The organism is Sporosarcina sp. FSL K6-1508 (assembly GCF_038007465.1).
Taxonomy (GTDB): Bacteria; Bacillota; Bacilli; order Bacillales_A; family Planococcaceae; genus Sporosarcina; species Sporosarcina psychrophila_B.
Map to the genome: position 1 here is coordinate 958,996 of NZ_JBBOXF010000001.1, position 22,136 is coordinate 981,131.

General features: G+C 40.9%; 21 protein-coding genes. 16 read left to right on the forward strand and 5 right to left on the reverse strand.

Annotation, left to right across the window (positions count from 1 at the left end):
- Nucleotides 1–72 precede the first annotated feature (72 nt).
- The 5 genes from MKZ11_RS04465 to MKZ11_RS04485 all read left to right on the forward strand — a co-directional run bounded on the left by MKZ11_RS04465 (nucleotide 73) and on the right by MKZ11_RS04485 (nucleotide 6,684).
- Nucleotides 73–1,308, forward strand: coding sequence for a helix-turn-helix domain-containing protein (locus MKZ11_RS04465; protein ID WP_340792816.1), 1,236 nt, complete (start codon nucleotides 73–75; stop codon nucleotides 1,306–1,308).
- Nucleotides 1,305–1,478 carry a hypothetical protein gene (locus MKZ11_RS04470; protein WP_340792817.1) on the forward strand — a complete coding sequence of 58 codons (174 nt, stop codon included), beginning with the start codon at nucleotides 1,305–1,307 and terminating at the stop codon, nucleotides 1,476–1,478. Before MKZ11_RS04465 ends, MKZ11_RS04470 begins: the two co-directional genes overlap by 4 nt.
- A 378-nt stretch (nucleotides 1,479–1,856) precedes the next feature.
- Complete coding sequence (locus MKZ11_RS04475; protein ID WP_340792818.1) at nucleotides 1,857–3,779, forward strand: DUF2207 domain-containing protein; 1,923 nt, start codon at nucleotides 1,857–1,859, stop codon at nucleotides 3,777–3,779.
- 169 nt (nucleotides 3,780–3,948) lie between these two features.
- A complete protein-coding gene (locus MKZ11_RS04480; protein WP_340792819.1) occupies nucleotides 3,949–5,337 on the forward strand; it encodes a TldD/PmbA family protein in 1,389 nt (462 codons plus the stop codon).
- A gap of 3 nt (nucleotides 5,338–5,340) precedes the next feature.
- Entirely contained in the window at nucleotides 5,341–6,684 is a 1,344-nt protein-coding gene (locus tag MKZ11_RS04485; protein WP_340792820.1) for a TldD/PmbA family protein, read from the forward strand.
- Between the two features lie 106 nt (nucleotides 6,685–6,790).
- Here MKZ11_RS04485 and mscL read toward each other — a convergent pair whose 3' ends face one another.
- The 3 genes from mscL to MKZ11_RS04500 all read right to left on the reverse strand — a co-directional run bounded on the left by mscL (nucleotide 6,791) and on the right by MKZ11_RS04500 (nucleotide 8,679).
- A complete protein-coding gene (gene mscL, locus MKZ11_RS04490; protein WP_340792821.1) occupies nucleotides 6,791–7,174 on the reverse strand; it encodes a large conductance mechanosensitive channel protein MscL in 384 nt (127 codons plus the stop codon).
- A gap of 173 nt (nucleotides 7,175–7,347) precedes the next feature.
- Nucleotides 7,348–8,253 (reverse strand): acetamidase/formamidase family protein, encoded by a 906-nt coding sequence (locus MKZ11_RS04495; protein ID WP_340792822.1) that lies wholly within the window; start codon nucleotides 8,251–8,253, stop codon nucleotides 7,348–7,350.
- A gap of 96 nt (nucleotides 8,254–8,349) precedes the next feature.
- Nucleotides 8,350–8,679 (reverse strand): MGMT family protein, encoded by a 330-nt coding sequence (locus MKZ11_RS04500; RefSeq protein ID WP_340792823.1) that lies wholly within the window; start codon nucleotides 8,677–8,679, stop codon nucleotides 8,350–8,352.
- 78 nt (nucleotides 8,680–8,757) lie between these two features.
- Between MKZ11_RS04500 and MKZ11_RS04505 the strand changes: the two genes are divergently transcribed.
- Nucleotides 8,758–9,315, forward strand: a complete 558-nt coding sequence (locus tag MKZ11_RS04505; RefSeq protein WP_340792824.1) for a hypothetical protein — start codon at nucleotides 8,758–8,760, stop codon at nucleotides 9,313–9,315.
- Nucleotides 9,316–9,376: 61 nt separating this feature from the next.
- Complete coding sequence (locus tag MKZ11_RS04510) at nucleotides 9,377–10,183, forward strand: GNAT family N-acetyltransferase (RefSeq protein ID WP_340792825.1); 807 nt, start codon at nucleotides 9,377–9,379, stop codon at nucleotides 10,181–10,183.
- Between the two features lie 269 nt (nucleotides 10,184–10,452).
- Here MKZ11_RS04510 and MKZ11_RS04515 read toward each other — a convergent pair whose 3' ends face one another.
- Complete coding sequence (locus MKZ11_RS04515; protein WP_340792826.1) at nucleotides 10,453–11,118, reverse strand: phosphatase PAP2 family protein; 666 nt, start codon at nucleotides 11,116–11,118, stop codon at nucleotides 10,453–10,455.
- A gap of 228 nt (nucleotides 11,119–11,346) precedes the next feature.
- On the opposite strand from MKZ11_RS04515, the gene MKZ11_RS04520 reads away from it, so the two are divergent.
- The 9 genes from MKZ11_RS04520 (at nucleotide 11,347) to MKZ11_RS04560 (ending at nucleotide 21,363) form a co-directional block, all read left to right on the forward strand.
- The gene (locus tag MKZ11_RS04520; RefSeq protein ID WP_340792827.1) at nucleotides 11,347–11,919 is read left to right on the forward strand and encodes a glycerol-3-phosphate acyltransferase; all 573 of its coding nucleotides are present in this window, start codon (nucleotides 11,347–11,349) and stop codon (nucleotides 11,917–11,919) included.
- Between the two features lie 4 nt (nucleotides 11,920–11,923).
- The gene (locus MKZ11_RS04525) at nucleotides 11,924–13,579 is read left to right on the forward strand and encodes an aminotransferase class V-fold PLP-dependent enzyme (RefSeq protein ID WP_340792828.1); all 1,656 of its coding nucleotides are present in this window, start codon (nucleotides 11,924–11,926) and stop codon (nucleotides 13,577–13,579) included.
- The gene (gene ytxJ, locus MKZ11_RS04530; RefSeq protein ID WP_340792829.1) at nucleotides 13,557–13,889 is read left to right on the forward strand and encodes a bacillithiol system redox-active protein YtxJ; all 333 of its coding nucleotides are present in this window, start codon (nucleotides 13,557–13,559) and stop codon (nucleotides 13,887–13,889) included. The genes MKZ11_RS04525 and ytxJ overlap by 23 nt, the downstream gene beginning before the upstream one ends.
- 139 nt (nucleotides 13,890–14,028) lie before the next feature.
- Nucleotides 14,029–14,769 carry a 3-oxoacyl-ACP reductase FabG gene (gene fabG, locus MKZ11_RS04535; protein WP_340792830.1) on the forward strand — a complete coding sequence of 247 codons (741 nt, stop codon included), beginning with the start codon at nucleotides 14,029–14,031 and terminating at the stop codon, nucleotides 14,767–14,769.
- 294 nt (nucleotides 14,770–15,063) lie between these two features.
- A complete protein-coding gene (locus MKZ11_RS04540; protein ID WP_340792831.1) occupies nucleotides 15,064–15,606 on the forward strand; it encodes a helix-turn-helix domain-containing protein in 543 nt (180 codons plus the stop codon).
- Nucleotides 15,607–15,730: 124 nt separating this feature from the next.
- Nucleotides 15,731–17,767, forward strand: a complete 2,037-nt coding sequence (locus MKZ11_RS04545; RefSeq protein WP_340792832.1) for a hydantoinase/oxoprolinase family protein — start codon at nucleotides 15,731–15,733, stop codon at nucleotides 17,765–17,767.
- The gene (locus tag MKZ11_RS04550; RefSeq protein ID WP_340792833.1) at nucleotides 17,764–19,419 is read left to right on the forward strand and encodes a hydantoinase B/oxoprolinase family protein; all 1,656 of its coding nucleotides are present in this window, start codon (nucleotides 17,764–17,766) and stop codon (nucleotides 19,417–19,419) included. The genes MKZ11_RS04545 and MKZ11_RS04550 overlap by 4 nt, the downstream gene beginning before the upstream one ends.
- A gap of 130 nt (nucleotides 19,420–19,549) precedes the next feature.
- On the forward strand, nucleotides 19,550–19,987 hold the full coding sequence (locus MKZ11_RS04555) for a DUF3830 family protein (protein ID WP_340792834.1): 438 nt from the start codon (nucleotides 19,550–19,552) through the stop codon (nucleotides 19,985–19,987).
- A 26-nt stretch (nucleotides 19,988–20,013) separates the two neighbouring features.
- A complete protein-coding gene (locus MKZ11_RS04560) occupies nucleotides 20,014–21,363 on the forward strand; it encodes a purine-cytosine permease family protein (protein ID WP_340792835.1) in 1,350 nt (449 codons plus the stop codon).
- 172 nt (nucleotides 21,364–21,535) lie between these two features.
- Here the strand turns inward: MKZ11_RS04560 and MKZ11_RS04565 are convergent, their stop codons facing one another.
- Nucleotides 21,536–22,078, reverse strand: a complete 543-nt coding sequence (locus MKZ11_RS04565) for a helix-turn-helix domain-containing protein (protein ID WP_340792836.1) — start codon at nucleotides 22,076–22,078, stop codon at nucleotides 21,536–21,538.
- Nucleotides 22,079–22,136: the final 58 nt, after the last annotated feature.

Here is a 22,136-nt window from a genome sequence, read left to right on the forward strand (position 1 = left end):
AAGTTTTAAAAATAAATAGCAAATGATGTGATATAATTTGACTTATCAGAATAATTAGGGGGGGTCTTCTGAATGAATATCGGTTCCATCGTGAAATACTATCGTTTGAGGAACGGATTGACGCAAGCAGAGCTGTCTAATGGTATTTGTTCCATTTCACATTTAAGTAAAATCGAATCAAATAAATACAGTCCCCATAAAGAAACGCTAGAAGAGCTATTCAAGAAAATGCATATTGAATGGGAAAAGGAGGTTGTCGGTTATAAGAAGTTTGAAGAAAAGTTAAGTCGCTTTATCAGCCACTCTGTGTATTATGATTTTGAATCAATGGAAACATTGTATAAAGAACTAAAAGAAAATGAAGATTATCTGCAGTCAACCGATCTGGTAAATAAATATGAGTTGTACAAGCTACGCTATTATTTGTACAAAAGAGATACAAGTCAAGCAAAGAGGCAGCATCAGCTGGTTGAAAAACTGAGTCCGACTTTCAATGATTACGAGCGGATTGTGGCAAAGGTGATTTCCATCATGTTCTATATATCGATAGGAGAAGACGAGCGAGCAGAACAGTTATTTGCAAAAATTGAAGAAAATGCGGAACGAATTCCAAAATTATTGGAAGGGGAATACTTTTATCAGCGAGCCTGGCTACTGCATAAAAAAACGCAATACGGCAAGTCGTCGTACTATGCGGAAATGGCTGTTGATCATTTTCAAGAGGATTGTAATTACATCAGGCTCATGCATGGCCAGATGCTTCTGGCCATCAATTTCACAAACCGTGACTTTTACTTGCAGGCAGAAAAGCTGTTCACCATCCTAATGCGTAATACACAGTTGATGGAGCAGGGGGAATTATACCAGCATACACTTTACAATCTTTCCGTGCTGCAGAATCGCATGGGCAATCATGAATATGCGTATGAGTTGCTGGCAGAACTGAAAAATATTATTACGGATGACAGTGGATTTTACGATGCGGTACTGTTGAATATGTTGCATACGTCATTGGAGGCGGGGATTGATATCTCTAATGCATTGAAAGAAATGGAGGGAAGAATAGAGGTGACTAAAGACCCTTATTTAATTGTTTTTTATAAGTACTTTAAGTCTGCCGAAGTTTCCCAACAGGACTTTTATGATCATTGTGAAGAAATAATGTTCCCATTTTTCAAAAAATATGGTTATATTGGAGAAGGAAGAAGAATTGCCTGGAAATTATCGAAGTACTACAGAGACCAGGCTGATTATGAGAAAGTAGATTTCTATAATAATTATTACTATAAGGAAGGAGATGAGGAATGATGAAGCAAAAATTGATTGTTGCCTTAATGGCTCTGAGCTTATTTATGTTAGTGGGAGCAGGAAATACGTTTGCTGATTTTGATGGACTTGAAAAAGATGAGACAGTATCTACTCATGCAAAAGGAAATGATAATATGCATCCGCCTAGCGTATTACCTCCACATTGTTAATCAGCTAAACAAAAAGCCCTCCGAAAATGGAGGGCTTTTGCGTGTAATTATTTATGGTTGCTGAATGTACGAACCAGACCTGCGATATTACCAACGAGTACGAATGCGAACAGTGCAAACATGATGTATATGAACCACATTGACTATCACTCCTTTTATCCAATAAATCCTGTTCCCATTATACCACCCCCAAGATTGACAGGCAATGTTATCTAGGATGAGGTGTTGCTATTTGTGGCGAAGTTGTTGAGAGTTGATGAAGTATCCCTATTCATACAATAATATAACCAATGCGTCTTTCTTCCTTATCTTTTATCGAAATGAAACCGCCGAAGCGTTAATTTCGTATACATATGAACAGAAAAGGGGGTGTTTTCTATGAAAAAAATTATCGCAATCCTGATTACCATCACTTTCGTTATATCGTTTAATGCGGTGGCACTTGCAAAATCTTATACAATTGATGAAGTTCAAATTAAGGGATGGGTGCAGCCAAACGGCGATATGGTAGTGAATGAACTATTCACCTATACGCTTGACGGTAACTTTTCTGAGCTGACTCGTTCATTTCCGGATAAGCACAACAGACAAGTAGAAGGCTTCGAAGCGCACATTGTTAGCGGAAAGCATCCTGTCGTAGGTGAAATAAATGGAAGTATGTTGAATACGGTCAAGGTCGCGGCAAACGGCACGACACGGACAGTGAAAGTCGACGTGAAGGATAAGTCCGTCTCCGTTCTCTATGTATATATCATGCGCGGCGCTGTAAAATCATATGAGACATACAGTGATCTGGATATCACTTTTTTTGAACGTGGAGCTAATCATGATATCGACTATAAAAACGTTACTATTGCGTATGTGCTGCCTGGAGATGTTGGCGATAGTAAGATTCATGGATTCATGTATGATCAAAACGGAAAAGTAAACAATGTTTATCGAAACGGGATTGTTTTTACAACCCCGAATTCACAAGCCCATTCAGTAACAGCAACCCGGACTTTTTTTCCCTCTTCCATCATGACAGAACAACAAAAAGGTGCTGCACCAGTTTCGTTTGAGCAAGCTGTTGAACAGGAAAAAGAGCGGCTGGAGGCATTCCATTTGAAGGTAGCCTTGACTCCGATTGCATCTACTAGTGTGTGGGGCGGTTCATTGCTATTTCTTTTTGGAGCGGTCTTCTTGTTATTTATGCGTCAAAAATGGTTCGCTCCGTTTGGTAATCCAGCTCATGTTCTTCAGACAGACCCGGTATATTTGTCTTTCATCAATCATAATGGCGACTATCATCCGAAAAGCTTTTTATCTGGAATTTTTTCCTTAGCCGAGAAAGGCCATGTTGACATCCAACTAGCACCTTCTGCTGACAGATTCAAAGGCCAGTTGAATGTCCCCGAGAAGACCTTCGCCTTTCAGTTCAAAAAGGGCACTCAGCCGTTATTAGCTTATGAAAAAAAGCTGGTCACTTGGCTGTTCAAAGTCGGCTTAACGAACCGTAAATTTCATTTACATGATATCGCAGGAAAGGCTGACGGTGAAAAAGACCGTGAGAAGTCTTATTTGAATAAACAATATGTATTTGAAAAAACGCATTATAAATGGCATGGGGACGTGAAGGCGCTAATGGTAGAAGCACGAACAGTTTCCGGTAAGTTATCTAATGTGTTGAAGCAGATGATTTTTGTTGTAATTGCATTACTTATGGCTTTCGCTGTTTATACAGCTGGTGGAAGTGGATGGGAGATAGCCTTTCCGTTCATTATCGCAATACTAGTGATTGGTCTGTTTACTCAAAACCCATTGAACAAATGGCTGCCGATTGTGTTTTTCATTATCCTATTTTTCGTCATGCGACAGATGATTACAGGGGACTTGTACATAGCGTTGACCGCCCTCCTACTAGCAGGAACATTGCTGTACTACATGTTGCCGTCAACTTTACTAACGTCCTTGAATGCACTGTACACGAAGATGAGTATCATCAAGTTCCACAAACAGATTGAAAGAGGGTTCCCCCTAGGCTTGACGATTGAAGAACAGGAGCGGTGGCTAACACGTGCCTATTTGTTAAATTCAGCCCATAAAAAGCTTCCCGAAATCAAAAACGGGCTTGCGGGTACTTTGCCATTTACCGCCTTATTCGCTATGGAGGCAGACCCACTTCACTTTGTACAATCTACATGGGGAGCCACACGAATTGTCAAAGCGAGTTCCAGTGATGGCGGATCCGCTCAAACCTTTGATACGGGAGGCGGCGGAGGTGGATCTGGGGGCGATGGCGGCGGTGCCGGAGCGGATTGAGTCCAAACTATTCGGGCATTTACAAATACCGACCAACGAGAAGCCTGACATCTGTTAGGCTTCTTCGGTTATCCAATCTACTATCTCTCAAAATGCCAAATTAATAACAGAAACAGTGCCATTGTTTTAATTATTCGTTATAATCAGGTATTAAAGGGGGAATAGGAATATGATCAAGCAATCAATAATTGAAAACGTATTGGAAGCCGCACTCTCCACGGGTGGCGATTTCTCCGAAGTATTCATTGAAGACAAATTTATGAACATGATGGAGTTGCAGGGCGGCAAGATAGAAAAGAGTATATCCGGTCGTGATTTCGGGATCGGAATCCGCATATTTTCTGGACTTCAAAGTATTTACACGTATACGACTGATTTCTCGGAAGAAGGACTAATTAATGCGGCAAAACGGGCAGCGCTTGCCATCAAAGGCGGAGGCAGCGGGACAATTCACCCGCTTCAGAAAGAAACAGTCTCTGCAATTCATAAAATTGTACAAATGCCGCAAACGGTGGAACATGCACGAAAAGCGGCAGTTATGAAAAAGGCCAATGAAATTGCGAGAAACTATGATGCACGCATCAAGCAAGCTGAACTTCGTTATATTGACGAAGAACAAAATGTGCTTATTGCGAACTCGGAAGGTAAATTTGTTGAGGATACACGAGTCCACAGCAGGCTCTCCATTCAAGCAATTGCTTCTGACGGGATTGAAATGCAAACCGGTTTCTATGGACCGGGAGCACATGCGGGTTTTGAATTTATCGAAAACCTAGACCTCAATCATTATGCTGGCGAAGCCGCGCGCATTGCGGTGACGATGCTTAAAGCGGATGAATGTCCGAGTGGAAAGTTCCCGGTCATTATCGACAATGAATTCGGTGGGGTCATTTTTCACGAAGCTTGCGGTCATGGATTGGAAGCGACTTCTGTTGCAAAAAATAACTCTGTTTTCGCGAACCGGATTGGCGAAAAGGTGGCGCCTGATATCGTCACATACATCGATGACGGAACACTGCCGAACGAGTGGGGATCCCTCAATATTGATGATGAAGGTGAAAAGACGCGGAAAAACGTCCTTATTGAAGATGGAATCTTAAAAGGCTATCTTGTCGATAAATTCAATGCACGTCGCATGAATACGGAAGCGACGGGCTCTTCACGCCGTCAGTCATACCGCTTTAATCCGACATCGCGCATGACGAACACATATATCGCACCAGGTAAATCGATGCCAGAAGAAATCATCGCATCGACGGAACATGGTATTTACGCGAAATATATGGGTGGTGGTTCAGTGAATCCAGCAACGGGTGATTACAACTTTGCCGTGGCTGAGGCATATCTAGTAAAAGACGGTAAAATTGATCGTCCAGTACGGGGCGCAACATTAATTGGAAACGGTGCAAAAACGCTACAGCTTGTTGACATGGTTGGTAATAATCTTGGACACGGTGCGGGAATGTGCGGGTCAATCAGCGGAAGTTTGCCGGTCAATGTCGGTCAGCCAATGATTCGTGTCAGTGAAATTACCGTCGGCGGGACGAAGGGGGAATAATTGATGACTATCAACGAATTTCAAGAGAAGCTATTAGCTGAAGCAATGGGAACAGGTTTCAAGGAAGCTGAAGTTTATTATGAGAAATCCGAATCATTTCGTGTCATGACTTTTAAAGGAGAAATCGACAGTTACGAGACATCTGAAGAGGGGGGCCTTGGTTTTCGTGGCCTTTACAATGGGAAAATGGGCTATGCTTATACGGAAAAAATCGAAGAAGCCTCGATTGCATTTTTGATTGACGGTGCCAAAGCGAATGCGGAAGTACTTGATGAAGATGACGGAACGGATATTTTCAAAGGCAGTGAAACGTATGCAAAGCATAACTTCTATAGTGAAGAGCTTGCGCAAGTGCCTACCCTTGAGAAAATCGAACTGATCAAGTCGATTGAAGCGAAAGTTTACGCGTATGATCCGCGTATTGTCACGCTTAATTATTGCGCGCTGCAAGATTTTTCCGAAGAGCGTGTTATGGCGAATAACAAAGGACTTTCGTTGAATGAAAAGCAGAACGGTCTCATTATCTTTATTTCCGCTGTCGTTAAAGATGGGGAAGAGATGAAAACGGGAAGTTGTATTAAAATGACTCGTAACTTCGCTGAGCTCGATGCCGAAGCAATTGCGAAGGAGGTGGCAGAAGAAGCGCTGTCAAGTCTTGGTGAAAGGTCAATTCCAACCAAGAAATATCCAATCATAATGCGTCATGATGCATCTGCGTCGTTACTCGCGACATTCGCACCGGTTTTTTCGGCCGAAAATACGCAAGCGGGTCAGTCCTTACTGAAAGGGAAAGTTGGAGAGAAGATTGCAGCCGATACATTCATGCTGCTTGATGATCCATCTCATCCAGACGCAATTTCGGGTTCAAATTTTGACGGTGAAGGCGTAGCGACCCAAAAACGTGCAATCGTCTCAAATGGAACACTGGAAACGCTACTTCATAACAGGAAAACAGCGAAAAAAGATGGCGTTGTAACGACTGGACACGCACGGAAATCATCCTATAAAAGCACACTCACAATCGCTCCGCTGAATATGTATATCGCTCCAGGTAACAAGAGCAAGGAGGAATTGATTGCCTCTGTGGAAGAAGGAATCTTCATCACAGGTTTGGCCGGCCTTCATTCTGGAGCCAGTACGGTCTCGGGTGACTTCTCGCTTGCGGCGACGGGCTTCCATATTAAAGACGGGAAAATCGCATCAGCGGTCAAACAGATGACAATTGCGGGCAACTTCTTCGATTATTTAAAAGACATCGTAGAGACAGGGGCAGACCTTGAATTCATGCCAGGCGGTTATGGCTCACCGTCGTTAGTGGTGAAAGAGCTTTCTGTTACGGTAGATTAACTCGGGTGGCATCATTCACTATAAGTGAAGAAATTGAGCGATCATGTTTGATATAAAAGCAAAGAGGACAATTCCGCAGCGGGATTGTCCTCTTTTACAGTAAACCCTAAAGCTTTTTTCCTTCTTTCAACAAATCGCGAATTTCTACAAGAAGTGCTTCTTTAGGGTCGATTTCAGGCAGAGCTTCTTCAATTATTTCTTCTTTCCGTTTAAATTTCGCTAGCAAACGAATTACCATGAAGATTACAAACGAAACAATAAGGAAGTCAAAAACAGATTGGAGGAAAACACCGTATGTGATATCTGCTTTCCCAATTGTCTGATGCATCCCTGAAAAATCGATACCTCCAGAAAGCACCCCGATAAGCGGTACGATAATATTCTCCACAAGTGATGATACAATTTTCCCGAATGCTGCACCAATTACAACTGCAATGGCGAGATCGAATACGTTCCCTTTGAGTGCAAAGTCTTTAAAATCTTTTAGCATAACTTTCAATTCCAATCTATTGATTTTTTCCTAGCACGGGCAAGCCGATGATTGCCAATGCCCCTATGAAAAGATTATAAACTGGAAGTCTCTAAATTTGCTAGAGCAAAAGTACATGTTTTCCAATTGTATTCTCTAATAAAAACCTCCGGGTCAATTGCGAAGGCAAAAACTTATGCGAATGGTTTCACATCATATGCATCCAAAATGTACTGCGGCACGAAAAAACGTGCCGTCATAAGTGGATCGACGACTTGGCTTATTTGTGCTTCCCCTGAAGCACTCATGAGCATCGTCAGTTCTGCGATTGTCATGTCTGTATGTGGAAGCAGGAAATCGATTGCTTCTTCAACCGCCGTTTTTACGGCTTCGTCGAGAGTTGCGGCCGATACGATGAATGCGATTCCCTGTGCATTAACGAGTACGGGATGGCGAAGTGGTGTGGATTCCACAACATCGAGCGTTACGGTCGCCTTTCCAGGAACTTCGATACCGGACACGCCAATCTCGCCGTCACCCATCGCGGCATGGAAATCACCGAGTGCAAACAGTGCGCCTTCTGTAAACACTGGGAAGTAGAGCGTCGCCCCTTCGGCAATCAACTTTGTATCCATATTGCCGCCATGTGCACCTGGCGTCCCGCACGAAACAGGCTTGCCTTCAGGAGCTACACCAATTACCCCAATCATCGGGTTAAGCGGCACTTTTACACGATCATTAAATAGCGCATAGTCATCTTCAATGGGAATAATCTTAGAAGCGAGTTCCTCCAAGCGATGCCCCATGACACCCAAGTCCGGCCCTGTCGCCATGACGCCCTGCGAACCAATCTCCAGTTTGTCGATCGACACCTTCAGCACATCACCGGGTTTCGCGCCGTTCACATAGATCGGTCCAGTCGCTGGATTGATTTTATCCCAATCAATGCCTGCAATTTTTGTCTCTGCGGATTGCACTTGATTTTCGAAGCAATCATACGTCTCGATTTCAATGGTTGTTCCCGGATCCACATGCATCACGGGCGAGTTGTCTTTGCTGAATGCATAAATAACATCTGTACATGCCAATGTTTGTGTCATATTCAATTCCCCTTTAATGTTGTTTTAAGTATTTTAAGGGCATTCCCTTTAGCCTTTTTCCGATAAACGTCCCGACATACATAGTTTTAGTCATTCTTATCCCTCCTCAGTATCAAGAGGAAACCAGCGATACTCAGTCAAATCAATTTTTCCATCAATGCTAAACGTAACTCCTTCCAACTCGAGTAATTCCCGTTGGTGTAGCCCCTTGCCTTCCGCATCGGCAGGAGCGGAAATTCCACCTTGCGCATTAATGATACGATGCCAAGGCAGTTTGTATTTTGCACTCATCGAATGCAGTACCCGTACGACTTGCCTTGCCCCGCGCGGACTTCCGGCAGCAGCGGCAACTTGGCCGTATGTCATGACATGTCCAGCAGGTATCTCCTGGATTATTCTGATGACCCGTTCTGTAAAAACATTCATAATTCACAACCTCCTTGCATTATTCCTATTATATCAAATATCTCTATGAAACTATTTCCATCTCACTTCGTATAGTTAATGGAAGAGTTTGAAAATAGAAAGGATTTGAGCTGGATGCAAGAATTGTTTGTAAAACGTACTCTTATCGGATTCATATTGAAGGTCTCTGGGTTAGTTGTGATTAGTTGGGGTATTATCTACGCATTCATTCTGCAAGTTTCATTTTCTCAGCCAGGTCTGGATGGAATGAGTATGATAGAAAGTGTGGGGGGTATAGGGTCTATCGGTTTTATGACCGTCCTCGCAACGTATGCTATTTACGGAATCCTGCTAATTGGATTTGGCGAAGTGATTGATTTACTGCAAAAGATTCATGACCGGAATGAACCGTATCCACAAGCGTTACAAGCTGTGGAAAACAATTCGGATGCTGCTTATGTACCTATTCCTTTATTTGCCGAACAGGAAATAAAAGCTTTCTACTCTGAACAAAACATATGGATTGATTTAATTTCTCCTACTAGAAACCGTAATGTTTTCATTGTAAAAGGAAATGGCCGTACAGAGTACATTGAGCTCGGAGAAGCAACGCCAAAAGTTTTAACTGAAGAAGAAATTGGTAACCTCTTTAACTAATCTTTACTTAGGTTGAGAGCGGTAGGTATAGAGTCATTACATTAAGTGGGAGGTAGCAAATATGGAGTTTGTTTTAACTAAAGAACTAGCCAAAACAGTAGAACAATCTGAAATAGATGCATTACATTCGAGGCTAACTGCCATCCAAGGAATAAGTGGTAATCCAATGGGGGTGGAAATAAAAAGGTTCGGGAATGCCACCGCATTTTCCGTCAAAGGTATCCCGGGTCCTTCCTTTAATACTGTGAAAGGTTTGAAGGAAGGAGATGAAAAGTCCTTGGAGGATATTATTGGGTTTTACAATAGTAGAGAAATTCCTGTACGATTTGAATTGACGCCCGCACATGCGTCTGCAGACTTGCTTACTTATCTAAGTAAGAAGGGTTTTTATCAAACGGATTTTCATGCGTCTTTATACGCTTCACTTTCCCCGGGTTTAAATCCGATTGATCCGAAGATTTCTATCCGTAAGTTGGAAAGAAGTGAATTTGATATTTTTGCAGAAGTTTATGTAGCAGGTTTTCAAATGCCGCTGTTTTTAAAAAGTGGAATCGCTCAAAATAATGAAATATTATATGACAATGAAAATTGGACTTTCTACCTTGCCAGTATTGAAAATGAACCCGCGGGAATTGGCGTGCTCTTCAGTAAAGATGGTATAGCTACTCTTGCAGCGGCTGCTACTGTTCCGCACTTTAGAAATAGAGGCATACAACGTGCATTAATTATAGAACGTCTAAAGGAAGCTAAACTACTGAATGGAAAGTTAGTCGTGGGACAAGCGAAGTTTGGATCCGTTAGTCAAAACAACATGGAAAGAACAGGATTGAAAATGGCCTATACGAAAGCAATTTGGATACAACAGTAATTCTGCTTCTATATATGTTGAAATAAAGAACCCATTGAATCTGCCGTGGCGCTTAATATTGAGAGAGTTGTAATTCGGAATGTGGATTATAGAACGCTTGGCGCTTTGGGGATACTTTCACCATAAGCCTGGATTAGCGCTTTGCATCCAGTCTTATGGCTTCGGCGACTCCATTAAAGAGTTTAATTAACGGAACCTTACAAAGGCGTGGGGTTTTTTCTTTCCTCGGATTTCCGGCTTTGCAATTTAAATAGACCGCCTCACGTCATTCACTGACGCGAAACGATCTCTCTTTTCCCGCGAGTATGCTGAAAGTAAGCATAAACCGAAATCGCAATCGTCACCCAAAGCGCACTTGCTGCAAACCCGCCGACAACATCGCTCGGGTAATGGACGCCAATGTAAATACGGCTTATTCCAATTATGATGATCATAAAGGCAGTGAACAGGATAAGTAGAAAGCGACTCACCATCGTTTTCACATTACGCCAGACGATATATGCAATGATTGCGTATAGAGCGAACGCCATCATTGAATGGCCGCTTGGGAAACTGAAGCCATTTGCGTCCATAATACGATGAATTTCAGGACGCTCCCGTTTGAAATAAATTTTAAGAACTTTATTTAATAGTGCAGTCCCGGCAATGACCACTATGAGAAGGAAGGCTTGTTGACGATAGTGCAGTCCAAAGTAGAGTACACCTGCAATGAGCAAAGCAATTGGTGCAACGACATAACCGGAACCAATCCACGTAAATCCTTTCATAATCGACGTAAGCCATGATACTTCCAAACCTTGTACAAATCCAATGACAGCATTGTCGAACCCTACTATTGCATCGCTGCCGATAGCGGCGGCAATATATCCGAATGTTACACCGAAACCGATGCAAAGGACAAATGCTATTAGGAGCCTTAGCGAGAGTTCACGCATAAACACACACACACCTTTCAATTAATCATTATTGTATACTATACCCGAGAAAAAAATACAACTATATAAGTTGAAGCATTGAAATCGGTGTATAAACTGAGCCAAAGCACAGCGATTCAATGGAACTCTTTATTTTAATCTATACAAAACTGATTGAAAATTATTTATCATATTTCTAGAAAGATGCTACACTAGAAAGAACCTATCATTTACCATAAAGGATTGATTATGACACTAATACTTTTATTAGTAGGCTCGTATATACTAGGCAATATGCTTACAGGCTCAATTATTAGTAACTACTATTATAAGAAAGATATACGGATAGAGGGAAGTGGTAATCCTGGTGCACGCAATGCGGGGCGCGTGTTTGGGAAAAAAGCATTCATCGCGACATTCATTGGGGACGCAGCCAAAGGGGCGCTGGCTGTTTGCGCTGCCAAGTGGCTTGAAGTGGGAGCCGCTATGGAACTGTTTGCATTATTGGCAGTAACGTTAGGGCATGTGTTGCCCTTACTCATGAAGTTTCGCGGTGGAATGGGTGTATCCACTTTTATCGGTGGTATGCTTGCGTTCAACCCCCTGCTGTTTGCCGTTTTTGCTGGCGTGTTCCTCGTGTTCTATCCCTTCCTGAAAAGCTTTACGTTAGCAGGGCTCAGTGCAGTCTTGTTAACGCCGATCTTTGTGTTGGTCTTTTTATACGAATTTCCTGTCTTCATCGCATCCTGCTTGTTGTCAGGACTGCTTTTATTTACACATCGGAGTGATTTGAAACAGAAACTTTTCCCGGAAAAGAGTTGAGAGTATGAGTTTGATTTATAAAGTCGCGGAAACGGCTTCGGAATTCGAACAGATTCATAAATTGAATTACCGGACATTTGCCGAAGAGATTCCGCAGCATGACCGAAACGAATCGCAGAAACTCGTCGATAAGTTCCATGATGAAAATACATATATTATTTGCTTGAAAGATAATCGGCTCGTCGGAATGATTGCGGTACGGGGGAAACGACCATTTTCGTTGGATGGGAAAATTGGTCCAGTCGAACGGCAATTACCGATTCAAGTCAAAAAACCTGTAGAAGTCAGGCTTCTTGCGATAGATCAGGATTATAGGAACGGTCGTGCTTTTCTGGGGCTTATGCAAGCGTTAGTCCAATATTGCCTGAAAGCCGGTTATGATGCTGCGCTCATTTCAGGTACAGTTCGGGAGCAGAAGTTATATGGCCAATTAGGATTTACACCATTTGCTCAATTGACGGGAACAGCTGAGGCCGCGTTCCAGCCGATGTATTTGACGAAAGAAACCTTTGACGATGGGATTGCGGGCAGAATCTCTAAACCGCTTGTCAATTTCTTGCCAGGACCAGCGACTATTTCCGAAGGCGTAAGAAAGGCTATGATGGCAGAACCATTTTCTCATCGGTCTTCCGAATTCGAAAGTGTTTTGGAACGTGTGAAAGACAAACTGACATCGTTGACGAGAGCAAACTATGTCCAGCTACTTCAAGGGACGGGGACGCTTGCGAATGATGTTGTTGCAGCACAGTTAAGTAGGCATAACGGTAAAGGTCTTATACTGGTGAATGGAGAATTCGGCTCACGGCTCACAGATCATGCACAGCGCTTTGGAATGGATTTTGACACAATAAAAGTCGATTGGGGAACCCCTTTTGATGAAGATGAAATTAAACGTGCACTGTGCTCTGGTGCCTACAGCTGGTTATGGTGTGTTCATTGTGAAACATCGACTGGTGTGCTGAATGATTTGAATTCATTCAAAAAAGTCTGTTTACAATACGGTGTTTCACTTGCGGTGGATTGTGTGAGCGCAATCGGGACTACTACTGTCGACCTTACTGATGTCACCTATGCAACGGGTGTCAGTGGAAAAGGACTTTTAAGTTATACGGGTCTGTCTTTCGTATTCCATAATGAGAAAATCACGAAAAGTGATAAACTGCCGCGTTACCTTGACTTGGGTGTTTACGCAGAAGCGCAAGGAATTCCGTATACCCAGTCGTCCAATCTAGTATCGGCGCTAGACGAAGCTTTACTGATATTTGAGCAACCCGAAGAAGTTTACACGGCTATTTCAAGTCGTGCGCGGAAAGTAAGGAAGGCTGTTGAACAAGCGGGATTCACAATCTTGGCATCAGAAGAAGAGGCAGCCGACGCGATTGTTACGATTTCTTTACCTGCAGATTTCTCCGCAATGCAGCTCGGGGATAATTTATTTTTGAACGGTTTCAATGTTCATTACGAAAGTGCCTATTTGCGTGAAAGGAATTGGTTGCAAATTTCCTGCATGAACAATGTGACGGAAAAGGAGTTAAATCGAATGCTCCAACTGTTGCCTTTTTTAATAAGTACGGATGAGCTAGTGTTTACGACTAACCCCAAAGGGAAAACACATCCTATAGAAGGAGTTGGTGATTATGAAAGAATTAAAAACCGTTAATGAGTGGTACGATGTATTGGAACAATCGAAAGAGAATCCTCTGTTCGTTTTAAAACATAGTACAACTTGTCCAGTTAGCGCTGCAGCTTATAATGCGTTTGAATCATCCGCAACAGATGTACCCAAATATTTTTTGAAAGTAAGGGAAAGTCGCCCCGTTTCTAATGAAATCGAAAGTAATCTGCGTGTTGAACACCAATCGCCCCAACTATTTTTATTGAAAGACGGAAAAGCGGTCTGGCATGCGACTCATTATTCGATTAGTGGTCCACAAATTGAACATGCTGTAAAAGACTACGGAAGCAATTAAAGTGAAACAGGTACTCCGATTTGGGAGTGCCTGTTTTTTTACAATAGTAAAAGATTTTCTACAGAAGCAAAAGTAATGTGATAAAATAAGAATTATTGAAAAAGTCAAATAAAATATAATTGAAAGTAGGTTCTCTTGCATGCGTTTACAGGATAAAACTGTTGTCATAACAGGCGGGGCTAATGGAATTGGAGCTGTTGCCGCTGCCCTTTTCGGCAAACATGGAGCACAGATCGCCATCGTGGATTTTGATAAAATCGCTGGGGAGGCAAAAGCACAACAACTACATGAAAAGGGAATCGAGGCCGCTTTCTTTCAGGCGGATGTTTCTGATAGTGAAAATGTTAAAGGGATGGCAACGAAAGTTATTGAACAGTTTGGCAAGGTGGACATCCTTATTAACAATGCGGGTATTACAAAAGATGCGATGATGCTGAAGCTCGAAGTGGACGATTTTAAGCAAGTGATTGACGTTAATTTGACAGGTGTCTTCAATTGTACACAAGCTTTCCTTCCGGCAATGCTTGCACAAGGAAAAGGGAAAATCATTAATACGTCCTCTATCGCGGGAACGGGAGGAAATGTCGGGCAAACGAATTACGCCGCAGCAAAAGCGGGTGTCATCGGTATGACGAGAACGTGGGCGAAGGAGTTCGGTCGACAGGGCATCAATGTAAATGCTGTCGCTCCCGGTTTCATCGAAACAGATATGATTGATACAATTCCAGAAAAAATCTTAGGACAAATCAAGATGATGACGCCTTATACACGACTTGGCACGCCGGAAGACGTAGCGAATGCTTATCTGTTTCTGGCATCCGACGAATCTGACTTTATTAACGGAACCGTCCTAGAAGTAGATGGTGGCATGTTGAAATGATGGTAAGAAGGGCTATATTTTGTAAACTTTTTAAATAAATAACTTCAATGATGGTGGGCACTTCAACCGGTTACACTTGAAAAAGTGTAACCGGTTGAAGTGCTTTCTATTTTTATATTCATATTAACTTTTCTTAAATTATTATTAAAATAAATTTACTTAAGTGTATTATATTCATCTTGGATGAATTGACAATTAATTTTAAATAGACAGAAATATTGTTGTACAAATAATTTTGGTTATGGTAATATGAAAAATAATTAAACCTATACTGTAATAGTGAGGGAGGCCAATATGGAGGATATATTTAATAAAATAAAATTTCTTCGAAAAGAACAAGGTATAACACTAAAAGAACTTAGTTTGAAAACAGAACTGTCAGTAAGTTTTTTGTCGCAGATTGAAAGAGGAACAACCTCTTTAGCCATAACTTCGTTAAAGAAAATTGCGGATGCTTTGGGAGAATCAATGGTTTATTTCTTTGAAGACAATAATGATTTAAATTATGCAATATATGAGGAAAATCAAAAACCCTTCCGAATAGGCAGTTCAGATGCCACACTTGTTAGCCTTAGTAACCATTTTCCGGACCGCAAAATGGACACGTTTATTATAACATTAGACCCACATCATAAAGACTCTGAACTAGTTCAACACCCAGGAGAGGAATTTTATTATGTGATGGAGGGAGAGGTAGTTATCTATATTGGTGAAAAGAAATACTCTCTTAAGAAAGGCGATGCAATTCACTTTCCCTCTACAGTGCTTCATAAATGGGAAAATCCATGTGATAATAAAACGGTTTTAATAAGTTCTGTGAGCCCAGCGGTATTTTAATGCTTGTTTCTATCGAATCTAAAAGATTATCAAAAACCTTATATTGCCAAAAGATTAATGTAAGCACTTAAATACTAGATTTTTTAAAAAACTATTAATTAATATATTATAAGGAGGAAGATTCATGTCACGTTATAGATTAGGTGTCGATATTGGAGGAACTTTTACAGATTTAGTAGTATACGATCAAAAAGAGAAGGTTTTTCATACCCATAAAACATTAACAACTCCACATAATTTGGCGGAAGGAGTAATGCAGTGTATCAATCAATATGTAAAAGATTTTAATGAGATTGAGTATTTTGTTCACGGAACCACATCTGGGTTAAATGCGTTTTTAGAAAGAAAAGGAGCAAGGGTTGCTCTTTTGACAACAGAAGGTTTTCGAGATGTATATGAGATAGGGAGAGCAAATCGTACAGAAATGTACAATATTCAATATAGTAAACCTGCACCTTTGCTTGACCGGGAAAATACTTACGAAATAAAAGAAAGAATGTCCTACCAAGGAGAAGTACAAACCCCGATTGAAAGCGTTAATATTAATGGGGTTATTAATGAACTGAAAAAAGGAAAATATGATGCTGTAGCTGTCTGTTTTTTACATTCATATAAGAATCCAAAGCATGAACAAGAAATTAGAGATGCGATTGAAAAAGAATTGGATATCCCTGTATCGCTTTCAAGTGAGATAGCACGTGAATGGAGAGAGTATGAGCGTGTTAGTACGACAATTATTAATGCATATATCGCTCCAATCGTAAAAAAGTATTTAAATATTCTCGAACAACAAATGGTGGAGAATGGATTTGATAAAGATATTTATATCATGCAATCCAATGGTGGAGTTATGACATCGAAAGTGGCAAAACAACTTCCATTGCAAACGTTAATGTCCGGTCCTGTCGGAGGAACGATTGGCGGTGTCAATTTAACAAGACTGACTGGAGAGAAAAACCTAATTTGTGTGGATATGGGCGGAACAAGCTTTGATGTCAGCATAACGATTGACGGGGAACCTGATGTCACTGCAGAAACGATTATGGAAGGATTCCCAATTCTTTCGCCTATGGTTAATATTCATACGGTAGGTGCTGGTGGTGGATCGCTTGCTTACCTTGAGGGTGGCGGATTAAGGGTTGGGCCTAAAAGTGCCGGATCGAATCCAGGTCCGGCCTGCTACGGAAACGGTGGAAACCAGCCTACGGTTACGGATGCGAACGTTGTATTGGGAAGGATAGACCCCAATAATTTCCTGGGCGGCGACCTCAAGCTTGATAAGGAAGCGGCTTATCAGGCTGTGAAATCAGTTGCTGATCAAATCAACCTTTCTGTCGAAGAAACAGCAGAAGGAATTTGCGATATTGCGAATGCAAAAATGGCAGATGCAATCCGTAATTTAACAGTTAAGCGCGGAATTGATCCAAGAGAATTTACAATCGTAGCATTTGGTGGAGCAGGTCCCATGCATGCAGTACTGATTGCAGACTTACTGGATGTAAAGAAAGTATTGGTACCGAACGTTTCCGGAACATTTTCAGCATGGGGGATGCTTCAAACTGATATCCGTTTCGATACTGTACGAAACTATGTCTCCTTACTTTCTAATGTAAAGAAAAATGAGATGCAGTCGCTTTATAATGAAATGCAAGAAGAGTGTATTTCAATGTTGAACCAGCAACATATTTCAACTGATCAGATTCGATTCCAAAAAAGTGTCGATATCAGATATGTTGGTCAAGAATATACAGTGAATATCGTGAATGAGTCGGATGATTTGGCCAAACTGGAAGAACAGTTTCATGAATCCCACTTCGATATTTATGGACATAATAATCCTAATGGCGGAACGGAAATTGTGAATATAAGAACTACTGCACTGGGAGACTTAGAAAAAATTGAAATCAAAAAAGACAACACTAGTTCGGAAGAGTTCATTTTAGCAGATCACACAAGAGAAATTGTTTGGAATGGTGTAGAGAAAACGACTGGTGTGTATTCTACTCATGATTTAAAGCCAGGTAATCACTTCATAGGACCAGCAGTTATTGAAGATAAGAACTCTACGATTGTCATACCTCCTAAGTTTTCAATCAGTATCGATGAAAATCGTAATATTAAAATTTCTAAAATCACTATAAAAGAGGTGGAACTTGTATGAAGGTAGTAGAAAATCAAGTCTTCTTAGAAAATCCAATTACCACGGAAATTGTTAGGAATGCTCTTGTTTCTGCGGCAGAAGAAATGAATTCTAGTTTAACGAGAAGTGCCTTTTCTCCAATCATTTATGAAATGAAAGATTGCAGTGTTTGCCTGTTTAACCAAGACGTCGAACTACTTGGACAATCTGCGGGACTACCAATATTTCTTGGGAATCTCGATGAATGTATCAATGTAACAACAAAAATGATTGGTGGAAACCAGAACTATCAAGAAGGTGATGTCTATATTTTGAATGATTCATATATAGGTGGAACGCATTTAAATGACGTTACCACATTCTCCCCTATTTTTTACGAAAAAGAGTTAGTTGGGTTTACGGCCACTAGGGCACATTGGCTTGATATTGGATCGAAGGATCCAGGGTATCCAATGGATGCAACTAATATCTATCAGGAAGGAATTAGGATTCCGCCTACTAGGATTCATCAGAATGGAAAACCGATTGAGGATGTTATTCGATTAATAATTAGCAATAATCGCTTCTCTGAAGCAGCTCTAGGAGATTTAAACGCACAAATAGCGGCATGTAGGACAGGTGAAAAGCGTTACAAAGAGTTAATTGAGCGCTTTGGTCTAGATAGGATTAATAAATGTATCCATGACATTTTTAAGCAATCAAAAGAATTGGACAGTGAAGTTGTACGAAGTATTCCAGATGGTAACTATGAGGCTGAAGGGTATCTTGATAATGATGGCGTGAAAGATGAGCCGATTCTTGTAAAGGTCAAGGTAGTAGTAGATGGAGAAAATATTGAAATTGATTTAACCGGCTCAAGTGAACAAAGAATGGGCCAGACAAATTGTGGTTATGCACAAGCCATTTCCGCATGTAGAGTAGCATTTAAAGATTTGATTAGCCCTCATTCACCGGTTACTGGTGGAAACTTTAAAACATTAAATGTAGTTGCTCCGAAAGGAACCATTTTTCATGCAGTAGAACCAGCTCCTTGTGGGTGGTACTTTACACCACTTGGTTTACTCATTGATTTAATTATAAAGGCGCTTTCTCCGGTTATGAAAGAGAAAGTAGCGGCTGCACACTATGGAGATTCAATGGTAGTTACTTTCTCCGGGATCAATGAAGAAAATGATGAACAGTTTTTGAGTGTCGAGGCAACAGCAGGAGGGTGGGGAGCATTCAACCATGGAGATGGACCTTCTGCGTTAATTAACCATGTCAGCGGGGATTTTAAAAATCTACCAGTTGAAGTGTTTGAATCCAAATATCCTCTTCGCATAAACCAATACGCTTTGCGGGAAGATTCCGGAGGTAAAGGGAAATTCCGCGGCGGACTTGGTGTAATTAGAGAATATGAAGTGCTAAGTGAAGACACCCAAGTTTCACTTTGGTTTGAAAGATCATTAACTCCTGCTTGGGGGCTATTTGGTGGAGAAACAGGAGATCAGCCTGACGTTGAAATTGTTTCAGCAGTTGAAAATGAACATTTATTAAAGGTAAATGGAAGAAAGGTATTAAAAGGGGATAAAGTTATTGTTAGAACTGGCGGAGGTGGAGGTTTTGGCAGTCCAATGGATCGGACGGAAGCAGATCGGGAAAGAGACATCCGCAACGGCTATTTGACTATTTAAGACATGATATTTTGCTGAAACATAAGTTGTGAAGAAGGGGAATTCATTTGTAAAGACGAATTCTCCTTCTTCGTCATATTTTATATCAGAAAATTTAAATAACATATTTTGTGGAGGGTTATTTTTTATCATGAAAAAGATTAAATTCATATTCGAGAAAGGCGATGTACTATTTGCCACACTCAATGAAAAAGATGCCCCAGATACTGCTTCTTTAATGTGGGATTCACTGCCATATGAGAGTAAAATTACTCAATCCAGGTGGTCCGGAAGAGAAGTGAATTTTATGGTAGATCTGCATGGTCTTCCTTCAAGAGAAAATCAGACAATATATACAAGTATTGGGGAAATATGCTATTGGCGAAATTGGAGGCTCGAAGTAAACGGACAGCCCGAGCATGTAATAGCAATATATTATGGAGCTGAAATGGCTCGGAGCCATATGGGGGAGGAGCTGGTCAATGTACTTGGGCAAGTAGACTATAACCAATTAGAAGTGTTGAGAAAAATCGGAGAACGTATTTGGCTTGAAGGACTAGAAAAAATTAGAATAGAAAAAGTTATTTAAGAAAAAACTTGTTGGGAGTGATAGAAATGAATTTATTAGATCAGGACTCTGGAATGAGGAAAGTCCCAGAATCTGAGAGACAGCATTGGATGGTACCGGCAACAATTTTTGGAGGATTGGAATTTTCAGTACCTGTTCTTATGATTGGAGCTGTACTTGCGGGGAGTTTTGGGATTTCCAAAGTATTGTTGATTCTATTAGTAGGACTAGTGGTTATTCAATGGGCTGGAAATGCTCTCCAAGGGTATATTGGTGCTAAAACAGGCTTATCTTCATCTGTAATTGCCAGGACTAGTTTTGGATCTTTGCAAGCACGTTTTATTATCGGGCTCGCATTAGTTATTCTTAATATAGGTTGGTTTGCTGTAAACACAGCGGTTGCTGGAAACGCGATTGCGGCAGTTCTACACGTCAATTATAAAGAAAATTGGATAATATGGGCATTGTTAACAATAGGTGCAGGCCTTCTTTTCGCTATACCTGCTGTCATTGGATACAACTCCATGAAATGGACAGATTATTTAGCGGTCCCGTCAGGATTAATTCTTATCATTGCCGCAGTGTTCTATTCGTTAAAAGGAGCCGGGTGGGAAAAAATAACGTCTTGGAATCCAGAACCTACTATGACATTCTGGGGGGCAGTAGGTCTCATCCTAGGAGCAAATGTTGCTCAGTGGCTAATTGCCTCAGATTATACGCGCTATTCGAAGCCTACAATTAAAGACCAGGCGTTAATTCCATTAGGGATTATCGTGATAGGTTTTGTGTTTTTCCTTACGGGAGCTGTGATGTCGGTCGGTGTAGGGGATGCAGACATTGTTACGGTGATGCAAAACCTTGGATTTCCGTTTTGGGGATTCTTGATACTATGGTTGGCCCTTTGGACAAGTCAGTTGGTTGCCAGCTATTCCACTGGTCTAGCTGCGGCAAACATGTTTAATGTGCAATCAGGTAAAGGAAGAGCATGGTTAACAATCATTGGATCCGCTTTAGGTATCATTTTAGCATTAATGGGGATTTTAACATTCTTCATGGACTTCTTAATCCTATTGGGCGTTATTTATCCGGCTATCGCGGGCGTTATATTTGCTGATTTCTTTTTCATTCGTAACAAAGAGTGGGTTGATAAAGAGGGGTGGAATTGGATGGCTACTCTTGCAATGATTTCAGGTGGGCTTGTAGGATACGTAACTCAATATCTAATACCAATTGGTATTCCTGCAGTTCAGTCCCTGGTCGCTGCGGTTATAGTATATTTAATAGCAATGAAGTTGAAAGCTATAATTGCTCCTGACCAGTTTACAGAAACAAGTACAGTAAATAGTAAAAAGGCAACTGTTTTACAGTCTACTAATTTTGAGAAAATTAGTGATTAAATAAGTCTGGCGATAAACTGTTTTAGAAACATTTATAATATGAATTAATAGTAGAAGCAATTAACTAGAGGTAACCCTCGTTTTCAAAAATGAAAACGAGGGTTACTTTCTTTAATAAGTTACTCTATATTTCGGGGTTAGCAGTAATAAAGAAGTGATAATAATACCATCGTTAACCCGATGAAATACATAGGAACTTCACTGCACTGTCTGTGAGATTCAACCAGTAGTGAGGATTACTGGCCTCGATAACGATAGAGTCATTTTTATTCAATTGATAAACTTCATTATTGATTTGGACAGTGAGCGTACCCTCCAAAACATAAAGAAATTCATTTCCGAAATGTGAGAATGGGCTCCCTTTATTTTCACCTGGATTCAGAATGACTAGGATTGGATTGAAGCCTATATTTGATTGGCTGCCCGACAGGTCTTTGTAGATGAATTGATTAACCGTCAAGTGTTTATCACTATCGATCCCTCGAATGACTTTAGGGTTTGAATGTGGCTCTGTGTCATTTGAAAAGAAGTAGCTTGGATTCACTTGCAGAACTTCAGAGATTTTTTTAAGTGATTCGAGCGTTAATGACGATTTCATCCGTTCAACTTGCGAAAGGAAACTAATGGATAGATCCGTTTTCTCCGCGATATCCTTTAACGTCAACTGTTTTTCTTTTCTTAATAACTTTATTTTTTCACCGATTGTTTTATCCAATGAATTGCCTCCTTTTTATTTAGCTGAGTTGACAGAAGATTACTATTAATTTAAAGTT